Genomic DNA, 15617 nt, shown 5'->3' on the forward strand with positions numbered 1-15617 from the left:
CAGGTCGGTGGGCCGGGTGACGACCCAGTGGAGGCGGCGCATCGATGCGGTGTCCCGGTAGTACCCGCGCGTGGGGGCGCTCACCGCGACGACCGCATTGGTGTGTGCGTCCGTGCGCCCCCCGCGCTCCCGCTGCCGTGCAGCGCCGGGTGCCGCAGGACGACCGAGCCGCCCGCCCGTCGCCCGGCCACCGCCCCTGGCGGAGTGGCTGTCGCCCCGCACCCCTTTCGGAGAAGCCGACGGCGGCGACCCGGCGAACGGGCCCGGCGGACGGCGGCGGCCAGGTCACAGACCTCGCGGTCGCCCAGGGTGGTGCGGCCGCCGGAGCCTTCCCCTGCCTTCAGCGGGGGTGCCCCATGTGCCCCCGGGAGGAGAATCCGAACGTGATGACGGCCTCCCTTCCCCGGAAGGCGGCGGCGGCCCGGCGCAGCGCGGGCCTGCCGAGCGCTCCGTTGAAGCCGTGTGCCAGGACGATCGCGACGTCCTCCGAAGGGCCGCCGGTGCCACCGTCCTGACCAGCGGGAATGCCGGGGTTTCTGGGTTCGTACGCGGCTTCGATGCGCACGCCGTCGTCGGTCAGCAGCGTCGCGCGGTGGCCACGCGACGTGATCGAAGGAACACGGGAACGTGCGAGATCGGCCTCGGGTCCGGACGTCATGTGAGTTATTCTGCTGGGCATGAAGGATCCGGGCAGCGTTGCCCCCGGATCCTTTTGTGCTTCCGGGCAGGCCCCCGAGCGTGGCCGAAAGTACCGTTCGAAGCAGTGCCGCAGACTCCCCCGGCCGAGGCCGGGTGGTGCCCCCGTCGCAGGGACCGAGGAGGAACCAGACGTCATGGGCGAGCGAAGCGAGCAGTACCGGAGCAAACGGACCGGGTATCGGGCAGGTGGTCGGAAGTGAGTTCCCTCCTGCTGCTGACCAACGCACTTCAGCCGTCGACGGAGGTGCTGCCCGCGCTCGGCCTGTTGCTGCACAGCGTGCGGGTGGCCCCGGCCGAGGGCCCGGCCCTCATCGACACCCCAGGGGCCGACGTCATACTGATCGACGGCCGCCGCGACCTGCCGCAGGTGCGGTCGCTGTGCCAGCTGCTGCGGTCCACGGGCCCCGGCTGCCCGTTGGTCCTGGTCGTCACGGAGGGGGGTCTTGCGGCCGTCACCGCCGACTGGGGTGTCGACGACGTCCTGCTGGACACGGCGGGTCCGGCCGAGGTCGAGGCCCGGCTGCGGCTGGCCATGGGGCGGCAGCAGATCACCACCGACGACAGCCCCATGGAGATCCGCAACGGCGACCTGTCGGTGGACGAGGCCACCTACAGCGCCAAGCTCAAGGGCCGGATCCTGGACCTGACCTTCAAGGAGTTCGAGCTGCTGAAGTACCTCGCGCAGCACCCGGGCCGGGTGTTCACGCGCGCTCAGCTCCTCCAGGAGGTCTGGGGCTACGACTACTTCGGCGGCACCAGGACCGTCGATGTGCACGTCAGGCGGCTGCGCGCGAAGCTCGGCCCCGAGCACGAGTCGCTGATCGGCACCGTCCGCAACGTCGGCTACCGCTTCGTGACGCCGGAGAAGGTGGAGCGCGCGGCGGCGGAGAAGGCGGAGCGCGTGGCGGCGGCCGAGGCGAAGGCGAAGGACAGGGCCGGGGAGCAGGCGGGCCAGGACGAGGCGGCCGCCGCACCGGAAGCGGCCGTGAGCCGGTCCGCCAAGGGGTGAGTGTGGGGAGGTGACGGGCCGGTGGCCGGCGGCGGCCGTGGTGCGGCCGCCGGCCACCGGCCCGTCCGGCGGGCGCGGGCCGCGCGGTCCGGCGGTTCACAAGCCGCACGATCCGGTCCGTGAACTGCTGGTAGCCCCCTGGCACCACCCGCGTAGACTGCCGCGCGTGGCCAAGGTGACGCGGGATGATGTGGCAAGGCTGGCGGGTACCTCGACCGCCGTCGTCAGTTACGTCATCAACAACGGACCAAGGCCGGTCGCCCCGGCCACCCGCGAGCGGGTCCTCGCCGCGATCAAGGAACTCGGCTACCGGCCGGACCGGGTCGCGCAGGCGATGGCGTCCCGCCGCACCGACCTCATAGGTCTGATCGTCCCGGACGCCCGGCAGCCGTTCTTCGCGGAGATGGCGCACGCCGTCGAACAGGCCGCTTCCGAGCGCGGCAAGATGGTCCTGGTCGGCAACGCCAACTACCTGGACGAGCGCGAGGTGCACTACCTCCGTGCGTTCCTCGGGATGCGGGTCTCCGGACTGATCCTGATCAGCCAGGGCCCCAGCGAGCACGCCGCCGCCGAGATCGATGCCTGGGACGCCCGGGTGGTGCTGCTGCACCGCAGGCCGGACGCCATCGACGACGTCGCCGTCATGACGGACGACATCTGGGGCGCGCAACTGGCCACCCGGCACCTGCTGGAGCACGGCCACCCGTACGTCGCCTTCCTCGGCGGCACGGAGGCCACCCCCAAGTCGGGCGACCCGGTCACCGACCACGTCGAAGGCTGGCGGCGGGCGATGCAGGAATCCGGGAAGCCGCTGGACGGGCGCTACTTCCAGGCGCCGTACAACCGTTACGACGCCTACCGGGTCGCGCTGGAGCTGCTGGCGGGCCCGGACCGGCCGCCGGCCCTGATGTGTGCGACCGACGACCAGGCGATCGGGGTGCTGCGGGCCGCCCGTGAGCTGCGCATCGACGTGCCGGGCGGGCTGGCCGTCGCGGGATTTGACGATGTGAAGGAAGCGGGTCTCACCGATCCGCCGCTGACCACCGTGGCGTCCGACCGGCAGGCGATGGCGCGGGCCGCCGTCGACCTCGTGCTGGACGACGGGCTGCGGGTGGTGGGTTCGCGCCGCGAGCGGCTGCGGCAGTTCCCCTCGCGTCTGGTGGTGCGCAGGTCCTGCGGCTGCGGGGGCTGACGTCCCGAAGCCGTCGCGCGCCAGGCGGAAGCGACGGTTCCTTATACCGGGCATACCGACTTCTGTCGGGTCTCTCAGGACACTCTCAGACCGCTCTCATGGACCGACCGCAGAGTAATCGCATGACCGAGAGCTACCGCCGAAGCGGCGACGAGATGCCCCAGGACCGGCCGTACGGTTACGGCTACGAGCCCCGCCAGGGCGGCGAGCAGGCATTCCCGCCGCCGCCCCCGTACGCACCGGCCGACCCGGTCGCGGCCGGTGACGGCGTCACGGTGTGGCCCGGCCGGGCGGCCGGTGCGGGTGCGGGCAGCGAGTCGGGTGCGGTCGGCGACGGCAGCGGAGCGGCAGGTCACGGCGGGAGCGGCGGCGACGGTGCGTATGCCGGGTTCGCGGGTGCGGACCCGCGGCGGCCCGAGCCGGAGGCGGCGCCGCGGCGCAGGGCCCGCCGGCCGGTCGCGCTGATCGCGGCGGTGGCGCTGGCCTCCGGGCTCATCGGCGGCGGCAGCGCGGCGCTGCTCGCCGGCACGGCCAGGCACGACCAGGCCACCGTCTCCACGCCGCTGGTCAACGCGGGCCAGACCACCAACGGCGTCGCGGGGGTGGCGAAGGCGGTCAGCCCGGCGATAGTCGAGATCCAGGCGCGGTCCGCCGACGGCGAGTCCACCGGGTCCGGCGTGGTCGTCACCGGCAAGGGCGAGATCGTCACCAACAACCACGTGGTGTCCGGGGCGCGCACCGTGACCGTCACCTTCAGCGACGGCAGCCGGAAGACCGCCGACGTCGTGGGCACCGACCCCGACAAGGACCTGGCGCTGATCAAAGTCAGGGGTGCCAAGGGCCTGACCGCCGCGAGCCTCGGCGACTCCGACAAGATCGCGGTCGGCGACCAGGTCGTGGCGATCGGCTCGCCCGAGGGCCTGACCGGTTCGGTCACCAGCGGCATCGTCTCCGCCCTCAACCGCGACGTCACCGTCCCCAAGAGCGAGAGCCAGGGGCAGCAGGGGCAGGGCCAGGGGCAGGGCGGCGGCGACGAGTGGCCGTTCGAGTTCGGCGGCAACCAGTACAACGGCGACACCGGCTCGTCCAAGACCTCGTACAAGGCCATCCAGACCGACGCCTCGCTCAACCCCGGCAACTCCGGTGGCGCTCTGATCAACATGCAGGGCCAGATCATCGGCATCAACTCCGCGATGTACGCGCCGAGTTCGGCGGCCAGCAGCACGGCGGGCAGCGTCGGCCTCGGCTTCGCCATCCCGATCAACACCGTCAAGGCCGACCTCGACGGGCTGCGCGGCGGCGGCAGCGGCGGCGCCAACAGCGGGATCTGAGCCCGCCCCCCGAACGGCGGCCCGCCCGGCCGGGCCGCCCGGCACCACCTTCCCCGTACGACCAGGAGGCCGCCATGGCCCACAGGATCGCCGTTCCGGTCCACCGCGCACGCCGTGCGCTCGCCGCCGCCATCGCCCGGTGCGCGGGCGGCGCACACCGCGGCACCGTGCAAGGCTGAGGGCAGGCCCAGCGCCTGAGCCGTCAGCCGTCCCGTATCGCACCACGAGGTAGTCACGCACATGAGCCCCGCCGAGCACGGTGATCAGCCCGCCCGCATCCTGATCGTCGACGACGAGCCAGCGGTCCGCGAGGCGTTGCAGCGCTCGCTCGCCTTCGAGGGGTACGGCACCGAGCAGGCCGTCGACGGTCTCGACGCGGTCGAGAAGGTTGCCGTCTACGACCCCGAACTGATCGTGCTGGACGTGCTGATGCCCCGGATGGACGGGCTGACCGCCGCCCGCAGGCTGCGCGCGAGCGGGGTGACCGTGCCGATCCTGATGCTGACCGCGCGCGACACCGTCGGCGACCGGGTCACCGGGCTCGACGCAGGCGCCGACGACTACCTCGTCAAGCCGTTCGAGCTGGACGAACTCCTGGCCCGCATCCGTGCGTTGCTGCGCCGCAGCTCGTATGCGGCGGCCGCGGGCGCGCCGCCCGAAGAGGGCGACACGCTGTCCTTCGGCGATCTGCGGATGGACCTGGCGACCCGCGAGGTGACCCGGGGAGGCCGGGCGGTCGAGCTGACCCGTACCGAGTTCACCCTGCTGGAGATGTTCCTCGCGCACCCCCGCCAGGTCCTCACCCGCGAGCAGATCCTCAAGGCGGTCTGGGGCTTCGACTTCGAGCCGACGTCCAACTCCCTCGACGTGTACGTGATGTACCTGCGCCGCAAGACGGAGGCGGGCGGCGAGCCGCGCCTCGTGCACACCGTGCGCGGCGTCGGCTACGTGCTGCGGGCGGACGGCGGCGCGGAATGAGCACCCCGCACACCCCGCACACCCCGGACGCACCCGGCCCCGACGAGCCCGGCCCAGGCGGGGGCGCCACCGCAGCCCCCGCCCCCGGCATCGTCGAGCGGGCCGCCCGCCGCTACCGGCAGCTGCCGCTGCGCTCCCGGCTGGCGATGCTCACCGCCGTCGCGGTCGCCGTCGCGGTCGCCGCTTCGGCCGCCGCCTGCTGGCTGATCACCCGCGACCGGCTCACCGAACAGCTCGACACGACGCTGCGCAGCGTCGACGTCGGCCAGGACTACGTCCAGGCGCTGAAGTTCTCCTGCTCGGGCACCGCGGAGGGCCGGGTGACCTTCCAGCCGACGCCGTACACCATCCAGCTGGTGTCCTCGTCGGGCGACGTCTGCACCTCGCCGGAGAAGGAGGCGATCCCCGCCCAGCGCACCGACGTCGCGGTCGCCGACGGACGGCTGGCCAACACGGTGCACACCACCCGCTCCGCCAACGGCACCGAGATGCGGGTGTCGACGGTGCACTACCCGGGGCCGATCACCGACGCACGCGGCAACCGGCTGGCGATCTCCGTCGCCGCGCCCATGGACCAGGTCACCCAGCCGCTGAACCAGCTCGCGCTGGTGCTGCTGATCGTCGCGGGGGTCGGCGTGCTGGGCGCGGCCACTGCGGGTCTGTGGGTCGCGCGGGCCGGCCTCAAACCCGTCGACCGGCTGACCGAGGCCGTCGAACACGTCGCGCGCACCGAGGACTTGACCATCCGCATCCCCGCGGACGGCGAGGACGAGATCGCCCGGCTCTCGCGCTCCTTCAACTCCATGACGGCCGCGCTCGCCGCCTCCCGCGAACTCCAGCAGCAGCTGATCGCGGACGCGGGCCACGAGCTGCGCACCCCGCTGACCTCGCTCCGGATGAACATCGACCTGCTGGTGCGCAGCGAGCGGTCAGGACGGCAGATCCCGGCCGCCGACAAGGAGGCGCTGCTCGGCTCGGTCAAGGCGCAGATGGGGGAGCTGGCGGCGCTGATCGGCGACCTCCAGGAACTCTCCCGTACGCCCGATGCGGGTCCTGGCAGCGCGGGTGCCGTGCGGGTCGTGGCGCTGCACGAGATCGTCGGTGCGGCCCTGGAGCGGGCCCGGCTGCGCGGCCCTTCGCTGACCGTGACGGCCGCCCTCGACCCCTGGTACGTGCGCGCGGAACCTGCGGCTCTGGAGCGTGCGGTGGTCAACCTGCTCGACAACGCGGTGAAGTTCAGCCCGGCAGGCGGCACCGTCGAGGTCGGTCTCACGGCGGGCGAGCTGACCGTACGCGACCACGGGCCCGGCATCGCCGAGGACGAACTGCCGCACGTCTTCGCCCGGTTCTGGCGTTCCCCGTCCGCCCGCAGCCTGCCGGGCAGCGGCCTCGGCCTGTCGATCGTGGCCCGCACGGCGGAGCAGGCGGGCGGCGGCGTGCTGCTGCGCGCCGCCCCGGGCGGCGGCACCGAGGCGGTCCTCACCCTCCCGGGGGCTCCGGCCCCGCCGCCTGAACTGCCGGGGCAGCCGTAGCGCACCTGCGCAGCCACGTCCGGCTGTTCACGTATTTCTCGTGAGCCACTCCTTCACCTGCCGGGCGTACTGCGGCGCCCACTGCGGGGACCAGCGCCGGAAGTAGACATGCATGTTCAGCGCGTGCAGCACCTGCCCGAGAGCGACGCGCTGCTCCCAGTCGTCCGGCAGCGGGCAGGCGGCGGCGTAGGACGCGAGGAAGACGTCGCGACCGGCCGGGAACGCGTCGAAGATGTGCTCGTCGAGCTTGCCGAAGTCGCGGAACCTCTCGGCGTACGTGGCGTGTTCGAAGTCGAGGACGCAGGTGATCCGCCCTTCGCGCAGGGCTTCTGGCTCATCGCCCTGGGCCACGCTCAACGTGCGCTCGGCGAGTATGCCGATGCGCTTGTTTCCTTTCAGCGCTCCGCCTCGCTCCACCGCCGCCTCGGGGACCGCAGCCGCGAGGCGATGGCCTGGCACGGCGCGGGCGAGACGTATCGGGCGATGGGGCGCCCGGCGGAGGCAGCCGACTTTCATCGGCGCGCGGTGGCGGCGCACCATGAACTGGGTGACCACTGGCAAGAGGCGTTGGCTCTCGACGCCCTTGCCGGCGCACTCGCCGAGGACGACCCCGACCGGTCCCGCCGCCATCGGGCCGAGGCGCTGCGTATCCTCGACGGCTTCGACGACCCCGGGGCGGTAGAGCTGCGCACCCGCATCGGGAGGTGGTGAGGCCCGCCCCTGCCGGGGCAACGGCCTGGTCAGGAGCCGGGGTGGCCCATAGCCGTGCCACCCGGCAGGAACGGTTCGTGGCTGCCGTCAGCCGTTCTTCTCCTGCCCATCCGTCGCCTGCTGTCGCTTCGCCTTCTTCGCGGCGTCGCCGAACGGGAGGTCGGAGCCGGTCAGTTCGGCGCGGATGCCGTCCTCCTGTACGGAGATGTGGCGCAGCCGGACGTCGCCCGGCGTCTTGGGCAGCCGGAAGGACAGGGACAGCTGGTCGGCGAGCTGCGGCTTGGTGAGGCCGGTCAGTGCGCCGAGCACCTTCGGGTCGATGCCGACCTTCTGGAGCAGCCAGGGGTGGTCGACGACCACGTCGACGAGGTTGACCTTCATCAGCTTCTCGACGAACCGCGGGGCGCCGGTCAGCTCGTGCAGCTTCTCCTCGCTGTGCAGGGCCTGGTCGATGTACTCCTGCGGGATGCCGATGCGGTGCGCGATGGCCGGGACGCTGAGCATCGCCTTCACCTTCGCGGCCTGCCGGCTCAGTTCGCCGGCGGCCTTGCGGGTCAGCCGCAGGCCCTCTTCCTTGCCGGTGCCGGGCCGGTAGACGGCGACGTCGCCGATGTCCAGGCGCATCTTGCTGATCTGGGTGGAGACACCGCGGTCGCCCGCCCGCTGAATGCTGGCCTGGGCGTGGACGCGCAATTCGCGTCCGGCGATCGGCAGTTGACCGACGGCTCGGACCGCATTCGGTCCCATTTCGCTGAATTTCACCTGCGATGCGCCCAGTTCACGGTTCATGTCCTCAAAGGCGAGCAGCACACTGCCGTGCATCGAACCGATTGTGGCGCCCTTGATGGAAGTGGGCAGATCACCGTCCAGCTGTATATCGCGGGCGCTCGCCTCGAATTTCGCCAGCGAGACGCGGTCGGCGGCCACGTCGGGAATGGTGACGTCGACCTGGTCGAGACGCTTGGCCGCGACCTGGGTGAGGAACGGGAAGCCCTTGATCTCGACTTCCGGGGTCGCCGTGAGATGCATCGCTTTCTTGATCTGCTGTTCGGCTTTGTTCTGCGCGTACAGCACGGCGAACCGGTCGGAAAGGGTGAGGAATGCCGCGCACACCAGCACGGCGACCAGCAGCTTCAGGGTGAGCGGCACGGCGGCGAAGCGGCTGATGCCGCGCTTGTTGCGGCGGTGGTTGGGCGGCGCCCACTCCTCGTCGCGCTCGTCGTCGGAGCGCAGGCCGAGGCCGAGCGGATCGTCGCTGTCATCGCGCTCGTTGAGGTATCTGCGGCGTTCACCGAGGGAGCGTCCGGCGGGGTCCGAGACCGGCTCGGGCTCGGGCTCGGGGTCGGCGAGTGCGGCCAGGTCCGCGTACGGGTTGACCGGCTCGAACTCGCGGGTGTCCCCGGCCGGCTCGTCCGCGGGGCCCGATGGGGCGGGGCCGGGAGCGGCGGACGAGGACAGGGCTGCCGAGGGCGCCGCGGGTGTCGCGGATGCCCTGTGCGCCGAGGGTGAAGATATGCGTGTGGGGGTTCGCATCCGCACATCCCACCATGCGCAGGACCCTCGCACGCAAGTCCTACCGGCGGTAAGCGAGTTACGCGAAGATTGTCGCGCCGACTTGGTCGAAATTTTCCGGACGTCGGGTACCCCGTACCCGCAGCTTTATTTCCCATGCCGGATTTCCGGTTCCGTCTTTCCCGTTCCGCCTTTCCCGTATGCGCGGGAAAGGCGGAAACAAGGAACGACCGAACGGGGTTGCGGCTCTTCCTACTTCACGACCGTGATGCGGTCCGCCTTCGGCGGGTCCAGGGGTTTCTGGGCCGACGAGTGCGCGGTCAGGTAGGCGGTGAAGGCGTCCAGGTCCGAGGGGCCGACGTGCGGGTTCTGGCCGTCCTTGAAGGCGGGGAAGCCGTCGCCGCCGCCGGCCAGGAATTCGTTCATGGCGACGCGGTAGGCCGCCGCCGGGTCGATGGCCTTGCCGTTCAGCTTCACCGAGTCCTTGACGACGCGGGCGGCGCCCGACTGGGTCATATCCAGCGTGTAAGTGAGTCCTTCGGACACCTGGAGGATCTTCGGCGATGCCTCGTTCGGGCCGCTGACCTGCTGCTGGAGCCCGGCAAGCAGCTGGGCGCCGGTGAGATCGACGACGTGCATCATGTTCGTGAACGGCTGGACGGTGAACGCCTCCCCGTAGGTGACCACCCCGTCCCCCTCACCGCCGGACGCCGCGTACGCGAGGTCGGAGCGGATGCCGCCCGGGTTCATCAGCGCGAGCTGGGCCCCGCCCTTTCCGGTGTCCGCGGTGGCCGCGAGCTGGGCGTCGGCGACGACGTCGCCCAGGGGCGATTCGGGGGTGTTCGCGCCGCGGCCCGGGATGTCGGCGGAGATGTGGCCGACGGGCCGTCCGGCGACCGGCGCGGCCAGCTTGTTCCAGCGGGCGATCAGGGACGTCATGTCCGCGGCCTTGGGCCCCTTGCGGTTCACGACGCGGTTGGCCGCGCCCGGCGCGTGCACGCGGGTGCGCACGATGTCCTTGGTCCTGCGGTCGTACGTCAGCGTGGTGTCGGTGTAGAGCCGGCCGAAGGAGGCGGCCGATGTGACCGTACGGGGAGTCCCGGAAGGGTCGGGGATGGTGCAGGCGTACGCCTGGTGGGTGTGTCCTGTGACCAGGGCATCGACTTTCGGGGTGACCTTCTTGGCGATCTCGGTGATCGGCCCGGAGATGCCGTCGCCAGGACCCGGGCTGTCGCAGTCGTAGTTGTACGAGGTGGAGGCGGGCATCCCGCCCTCGTGGATGAGCGCGACGACCGACTTCACGCCCTGGCGTTCGAGGACCTTGGCGTACTTGTTGATCGTGGCTACCTCGTCGTGGAACGTCAGGCCCTTGACCCCTTCGGCGTTCACGATGTCGGGGGTGCCCTTCAGGGTCACCCCGATGAAGCCGATCTCGACGCCCTTGTGCTTCCAGACGGTGTACGGCTTGAGCAGCGGCTTGCCGGTCCTGTCGTCGGTGACGTTGGCCGTCAGGTAGGGGAAGTCGGCGCCCTTGAAGGTCTTGCCGTCCTCGAAGCAGCCGTCCTTGGGGTGACAGCCGCCCTTCTGCATCCGGGTCAACTCGGCCCGGCCCTCGTCGAATTCGTGATTGCCGACGGAGGTGACGTCGAGGCCGAGCTTGTTCATCGCCTCGATGGTCGGCTCGTCGTGGAAGAGCCCGGAGAGCAGCGGGCTGGCCCCGACCATGTCGCCGGCCGCCGCGGTGACGGAGTACGGGTGCCCCTTACGGGCTGTGCGCAGCGCCTGTGCGAGGTACTCGACGCCGCCCGCCGCGACCGTCTTCCTGCTGCCGTCCGGCTGTGTCTCCTCCACGGTCCCCGACGATCCCTGTGGCGGTTCGAGGTTGCCGTGGAAGTCGTTGAAGGAGAGCAGCTGGACGTCGACGGTGCGGCCGTGCGACCGGTCGGCGCGCTGGTCCGTGCGGTGGTCCGCGCCGGCCGGTGCGGCCGCTGCGGTGAGGCCGACGGCGGCGGCCAGTACGGCGGTACCGGCGGCCAATCCGCGGATGCGGCGCCGCCGTTGAGATGTCGCTGGCATGTGGTCCCCTTCGTGGGCCGGTCGGGTGGCGGCGCCGTGCGTGCGGGCGAGGCGGCCGGCCCGTGCGCGTCGTAGGTGTCCGGGGGACGCGTGTGACGAGTCCGGGCGGACGGCAGCCTACGGTCAACGCGCGTAGCGCAACAGGGGCCGGAAGATGACGGTCCGGTGGCCGAAAGCCGGGGCGGGCTGCGGGCGGCCCGCCCCGGCCCTGCCCGGTCGGCGCCCGGTGTCCCGCCCCGGCGCCGTACGCTTCGAAGCATGACTGACGCTGCACAGGAGACGGGCCGCACCGGCCGCAGGATTCAGGTGGCCGCCGAGCTGGCGCCGGACGTGGCCGCCGCGGCCCTCGCACTGATCGAGCAGGCCGCACGGACGGACGGGCAGCCCGCCGTGTCCGAACAGGGGCGGCTGCAACTGCGCGGCGGGGCCCGGGTGGGCGTCCGGCATGTGCTGGTGTACGTGCCCGCGGAGGACGGCGACGAGCTGGTCGGCTACGGGCAGCTGGAGGACACCGACCCGGTGGAGGCCCCGGCCGCCGAGCTGGTCGTGCACCCGGCGCACCGCGGCCGCGGGCACGGCCGGGCGCTCGGCGGCGAGCTGATGGAACAGTCCGGCAGGCGGCTGCGGGTGTGGGCGCACGGCGGTCATCCCTCCGCCCGGCACCTCGCCCAGACCCTCGGCCTGACGATGTTCCGCGAACTGCGGCAGATGCGCCGCCCCCTGACCCACCTCGACCTGCCCGAACCCCGCCTCCCCGAGGGCGTCACCATCCGCACCTTCCAGCCCGGTGCCGACGACGCGGCCTGGCTCGCCGTGAACGCCGAGGCGTTCGCGCACCACCCCGAGCAGGGCTCCCTCACCCAGCGCGACCTGGACGACCGCAAGGCCGAGAGCTGGTTCGACCCGAAGGGCTTCTTCCTCGCGGAGCGGGACGGCCGGCTGGTCGGCTTCCACTGGACCAAGGTGCACGCCGACGAGGGCCTCGGCGAGGTCTACGTACTCGGCGTACGGCCGGGCGCGCAGGGCGGCGGCCTCGGCAAGGCCCTGACCTCGATCGGCCTGCGCCACCTGGCCGCGCAGGGCCTGCCGACGGCGATGCTCTACGTCGACGCCGACAACACGGCCGCCGTCACGGTCTACGAACGCCTCGGCTTCCTCACCCACGAGACGGACCTGATGTACCGGTCGGAGACCTGAGCGTCCCAGCGGCCTGAAGGCCGGGACCGGCACACCGGGCCGGGCCCGGCGCGTGTGCCAGGCGGAAGTGTGACGTCTGGACCCAGGGCCTGTCCGGCAGGTCACGCGAAAGCCCCGGCCGCTCATCGTCCTGCCTGGCGGGCGGGGCGGTCTGACGGCGGGCACGGAGGCGACGTGAGCGCGCCTCCCCGTACCTTGCCGCCAAGATCGCTGTCCTGCGGGCAGCGGCTTACGGGGCAATTGCGGTCCGCCGACGGGCCGGTGGGCTATTCCCTCGTCCCCTGGGAAGTGACGGGGCGTTTGGGCAGCGTACGCAAACGCAAACGGAGGCCGAAGGAGGCGTCCATCATGCGCGAGATCGAGATCAAGCCTGTGCCCGTCAAGCGGGAAGAGCGCCGCACCAGTGCCTTCAACAAGAAGTGACCCGAGGGGCGGGGCCGGCACGGCAACTGCCGGTGCCGGCCCCGTGCCCTTGGGCGGATCAGGGACCGGTCCTGTGAGCGAGAGGAGCAGGTGTGCGGCTGCGGCGGCTGAGAGGTTTGACGTGCTACTGGCACCGGGGGGACTTCGTCGCCCATGCCTACCGGGGTCACGCGCCGGTCGCTCTGCACCCCTCGACCGCGGAAATCCTCAGCGCCTTCGACACCTGGACCACCCCCGCCGATGCGGCCGAAGCTCTGGACCACCTGCACCCCGAGACGGTGGTGAAGGCAGCCGGAACACTGCTCGAATGCGGCCTGCTGGCCGAGGAAGGCAGCCCCGATGCCGAAGAGGACGAGCGCCTGGCGGACACCTGGGGCCCCTGGTCACCGGAAGCATCCTTCTTCCACTACGCCACGCGCGATGTCCCCTTCGAGACAGCCACCCCCGAGCTGCGTCAGCACCTCACCCGCGACGGGCGTCCGGCGCTGTTCACCGAGTACCCCGAGGCCGACCGCATCCTGCTGCCCCGTACACCGGACCCTCGCCTGTCCGCACCGCTGGAGCAGAGCCTCTACCGCAGGCGCACGCACCGCTCCTTCAGCGACCAGCCGGTGAGCCTGCACGATCTCGCGGTCCTGCTCGCTACCGTCTTCGGCCCTGCCGAGTTCATCGACGGCTTCGAGTACGGCGCCCTCATCCGGCGCACCAGCCCCTCCGGCGGAGCCCGGCAAGAACTCGACGCCTACCTCGCCACCCCCAACGTCACCGGCATCCCCGCCGGTCTGTTCCACTACAACGCCCGCGAACACAGCCTGGAGCTCCTGCGCGAAGGCTTCACCCACACCGAAGCCGGAGCGCTGTGCGCGCACCAGGAGGGCACCGACCAAGCGGCCTTCGTCATCTTCGTGACCGCCGCTTGGGAACGCATGCGCGTGAAGTACCGACACCCCCGCGCCTACCGGGTCAGCCACCTGAACGCCGGACACCTCGGGCAGACCTTCGCCCTGGCAGCCACCGCGCTGGGCCTGGGCCCCTTCCAGAGGCCGCCTTCGACGACACCGCCGTCGAAGGCGGCCTCGGGCTCGACAGCGCCACCCACAGCACCCTCTACGTCCTCGCCGCCGGACACCCCGCCCCCGGCACTCCGACCGACACCGCCGACCTCAACGCCTTCCGGCACACGCCCCTGCGTCACGGACAGCCGGGACAGTCCGACAACTCACTCATCTAGGCCAGGAAGCCGCCGTCGATGTCGAGGACCGCGCCGGTGACGAAGGAGGCGGCGGGGCTCGCGAGGAAGACGACGCCGGCGGCGATCTCCTCCGGCCGTCCGTAGCGGCCCATGGCGTTCTCGGCACGCCAGGCGTCCGCGGCCGGCCCGTCCGCCGGGTTCATGTCGGTGTCGACGGAGCCCGGCTGCACGACGTTGACGGTGATGTTCCGCGGCGCCAGGTCCCGCGCCGCGCCCTTGCTGTACCCGACGACCGCGGCCTTGGTGGCCGCGTAGTCGGCGGCACCGGTAACCGCCGTACGAGTGGCCAGAGTTGAGCCGATGGTGATGATCCGGCCCCCTTCGCCCAGCGCCCGGGTGGCCGCCCGGATCGCGGTCACCACGCCGCCGATGTTGACCGCGATCTGGCGGTCGAAGGCGTCGGTGTCGCTGTCGGGTGAGCCGACCACGCCGTTCACCGACACACCGGCGTTGTTCACCAGGATGTCCAGGCGCCCGAAGTCCGCCACCACGGTCTCGACGAGGCCGGTGACCTGCCGGGCGTCGCCCTGGTCGGCCCGGTGCGCGGCCGCGCGGACGCCCTTGGCCGCGAGATCGCGGACGACTTCCTCGGCCCGCTCGGCCGACGCCGCATAGCTGATCACCACGTCGGCCCCCGCGTCGGCCAGCGCCCGCGCGGTCGCCGCCCCGATACCGCGCGTCCCGCCGGTCACCAGGGCAACCTTGCCCGCCAGCGTCTTCTCCACGACTTTCCTCCGGTGCAGTGGCTCTGTCGCGTACGTGCCGTACGCGCTTATATACCGATCGGTACTGAACTTGGCCGAGCGTACTATACTCATCGATACATAAGTGCGGACGGAGTCTGGATCATGGCCACAGGGCGCCCACGCGAGTTCGACCTGGACGAACGGCTCGACCGCGCACTCCAGGTGTTCTGGAAACACGGCTACGAGGGCACCGGCCTGTCCGACCTGACCTGCGCGATGGGCATCAGCCGCCCGAGCCTCTACGCCGCCTACGGCAACAAGGAAGCCCTGTTCCGCAAGGTCCTCGACCGCTACCTGGACGGCCCGGCGCAGCACGTCCGCACCGCGACCGACGAGCCCACGGCGCGCGCCGCCGCCGAACACCTGCTGCGCGGCGCGGTCGAGGTCAGCACATCGGAGGCCAACCCCGACGCCGGCTGCCTCATCGTCCAGAGCGCCCTCGCCACCGGCGAACAGGCCGGCCCCGTACGCGAGGACCTGAAGTCCTGCCGCCGCGCCGGCGACGCAGCCCTGCGCGCACGCTTCGAGCGCGCCCAGGCCGAAGGCGACCTGGCACAGGACGCCGACGCCGCCGACCTCGCCCGTTTCATCACGGTGATCTCGTACGGCCTCTCCGTCCAGGCCGCAGGCGGCACCGACCGCGCCGCACTGCACCGCGCCGTCGACATCGCCATGAGCCAATGGCCGGACGCGCCCCGCTGAGCGAGCCGCGGACGGCGCACGGGGGACGGCCCCGGCGACAGGGCGAGGGCGCCCGCCGGTCAACGGCGGGCGCCCCTGGTGTGAGACTCGGGCCTCGCGACTGCGCGCCCGGCGGGGCGGAGAGCCCACCGGGCGCGTGTGGTGCGGGGTGCGGGGTTTACGGGTGGTACTTCTCCTCGACCGTGTCGGCGGCGCCGTTCTTGCGGTCCATGGTGACGCGGACGGTCACGCTGCTGGTCTTTGCGGCTTTCTCCAGC

At 71.8% G+C, this 15617-nt stretch carries 14 protein-coding genes and 1 pseudogene; 10 read left to right on the forward strand and 5 right to left on the reverse strand.

The annotated features are described in order from the left end of the window. Positions 1 to 9: 9 nt before the first annotated feature. Positions 10 to 583, reverse strand: a pseudogene (locus LIU39_RS29345) (hypothetical protein); the annotation flags it as partial. A 312-nt stretch (positions 584 to 895) separates the two neighbouring features. Here LIU39_RS29345 and LIU39_RS29350 point away from each other — a divergent pair. From LIU39_RS29350 to LIU39_RS29370, 5 genes are all read left to right on the forward strand, one after another. Continuing rightward, on the forward strand, positions 896 to 1708 hold the full coding sequence (locus LIU39_RS29350; protein WP_227049960.1) for a response regulator transcription factor: 813 nt from the start codon (positions 896 to 898) through the stop codon (positions 1706 to 1708). Positions 1709 to 1874: 166 nt separating this feature from the next. Further along, complete coding sequence (locus LIU39_RS29355) at positions 1875 to 2900, forward strand: LacI family DNA-binding transcriptional regulator (RefSeq protein ID WP_227049961.1); 1026 nt, start codon at positions 1875 to 1877, stop codon at positions 2898 to 2900. Between the two features lie 122 nt (positions 2901 to 3022). Then, complete coding sequence (locus LIU39_RS29360; RefSeq protein WP_308409427.1) at positions 3023 to 4231, forward strand: S1C family serine protease; 1209 nt, start codon at positions 3023 to 3025, stop codon at positions 4229 to 4231. Between the two features lie 240 nt (positions 4232 to 4471). Continuing rightward, a complete protein-coding gene (locus LIU39_RS29365) occupies positions 4472 to 5209 on the forward strand; it encodes a response regulator transcription factor (protein WP_227049962.1) in 738 nt (245 codons plus the stop codon). Then, positions 5206 to 6741, forward strand: coding sequence for a sensor histidine kinase (locus tag LIU39_RS29370; protein ID WP_372464093.1), 1536 nt, complete (start codon positions 5206 to 5208; stop codon positions 6739 to 6741). The genes LIU39_RS29365 and LIU39_RS29370 overlap by 4 nt, the downstream gene beginning before the upstream one ends. A 27-nt stretch (positions 6742 to 6768) precedes the next feature. Here the strand turns inward: LIU39_RS29370 and LIU39_RS35360 are convergent, their stop codons facing one another. Next, the gene (locus LIU39_RS35360) at positions 6769 to 7200 is read right to left on the reverse strand and encodes a hypothetical protein (protein ID WP_227049976.1); all 432 of its coding nucleotides are present in this window, start codon (positions 7198 to 7200) and stop codon (positions 6769 to 6771) included. Between LIU39_RS35360 and LIU39_RS35365 the strand changes: the two genes are divergently transcribed. Then, positions 7084 to 7452: a tetratricopeptide repeat protein gene (locus LIU39_RS35365; protein WP_227049975.1), complete on the forward strand. Its 369-nt coding sequence runs from the start codon at positions 7084 to 7086 to the stop codon at positions 7450 to 7452. The genes LIU39_RS35360 and LIU39_RS35365 overlap by 117 nt on opposite strands. A gap of 87 nt (positions 7453 to 7539) precedes the next feature. Here LIU39_RS35365 and LIU39_RS29385 read toward each other — a convergent pair whose 3' ends face one another. Then, on the reverse strand, positions 7540 to 8985 hold the full coding sequence (locus tag LIU39_RS29385) for an LmeA family phospholipid-binding protein (RefSeq protein WP_227049963.1): 1446 nt from the start codon (positions 8983 to 8985) through the stop codon (positions 7540 to 7542). A 231-nt stretch (positions 8986 to 9216) separates the two neighbouring features. Further along, complete coding sequence (locus tag LIU39_RS29390; protein WP_227049964.1) at positions 9217 to 11040, reverse strand: bifunctional metallophosphatase/5'-nucleotidase; 1824 nt, start codon at positions 11038 to 11040, stop codon at positions 9217 to 9219. A gap of 258 nt (positions 11041 to 11298) precedes the next feature. Between LIU39_RS29390 and mshD the strand changes: the two genes are divergently transcribed. The 3 genes from mshD to LIU39_RS29405 all read left to right on the forward strand — a co-directional run bounded on the left by mshD (position 11299) and on the right by LIU39_RS29405 (position 13931). Then, positions 11299 to 12237 (forward strand): mycothiol synthase, encoded by a 939-nt coding sequence (gene mshD / locus LIU39_RS29395; RefSeq protein WP_227049965.1) that lies wholly within the window; start codon positions 11299 to 11301, stop codon positions 12235 to 12237. Positions 12238 to 12411: 174 nt separating this feature from the next. Beyond that, positions 12412 to 12660, forward strand: coding sequence for a hypothetical protein (locus LIU39_RS29400; protein ID WP_227049966.1), 249 nt, complete (start codon positions 12412 to 12414; stop codon positions 12658 to 12660). Positions 12661 to 12752: 92 nt separating this feature from the next. Further along, positions 12753 to 13931 (forward strand): SagB/ThcOx family dehydrogenase, encoded by a 1179-nt coding sequence (locus LIU39_RS29405; protein ID WP_227049967.1) that lies wholly within the window; start codon positions 12753 to 12755, stop codon positions 13929 to 13931. On the opposite strand, the gene LIU39_RS29410 is transcribed toward LIU39_RS29405, so the two are convergent. Next, complete coding sequence (locus LIU39_RS29410; protein WP_227049968.1) at positions 13888 to 14637, reverse strand: SDR family NAD(P)-dependent oxidoreductase; 750 nt, start codon at positions 14635 to 14637, stop codon at positions 13888 to 13890. The two genes, LIU39_RS29405 and LIU39_RS29410, sit on opposite strands and share 44 nt — an antisense overlap. Positions 14638 to 14760: 123 nt before the next feature. On the opposite strand from LIU39_RS29410, the gene LIU39_RS29415 reads away from it, so the two are divergent. Beyond that, on the forward strand, positions 14761 to 15360 hold the full coding sequence (locus tag LIU39_RS29415) for a TetR/AcrR family transcriptional regulator (RefSeq protein WP_227049969.1): 600 nt from the start codon (positions 14761 to 14763) through the stop codon (positions 15358 to 15360). Positions 15361 to 15617 lie beyond the last annotated feature (257 nt).

The organism is Streptomyces pinistramenti, assembly GCF_020564935.1.
GTDB lineage: Bacteria > Actinomycetota > Actinomycetes > Streptomycetales > Streptomycetaceae > Streptomyces > Streptomyces pinistramenti.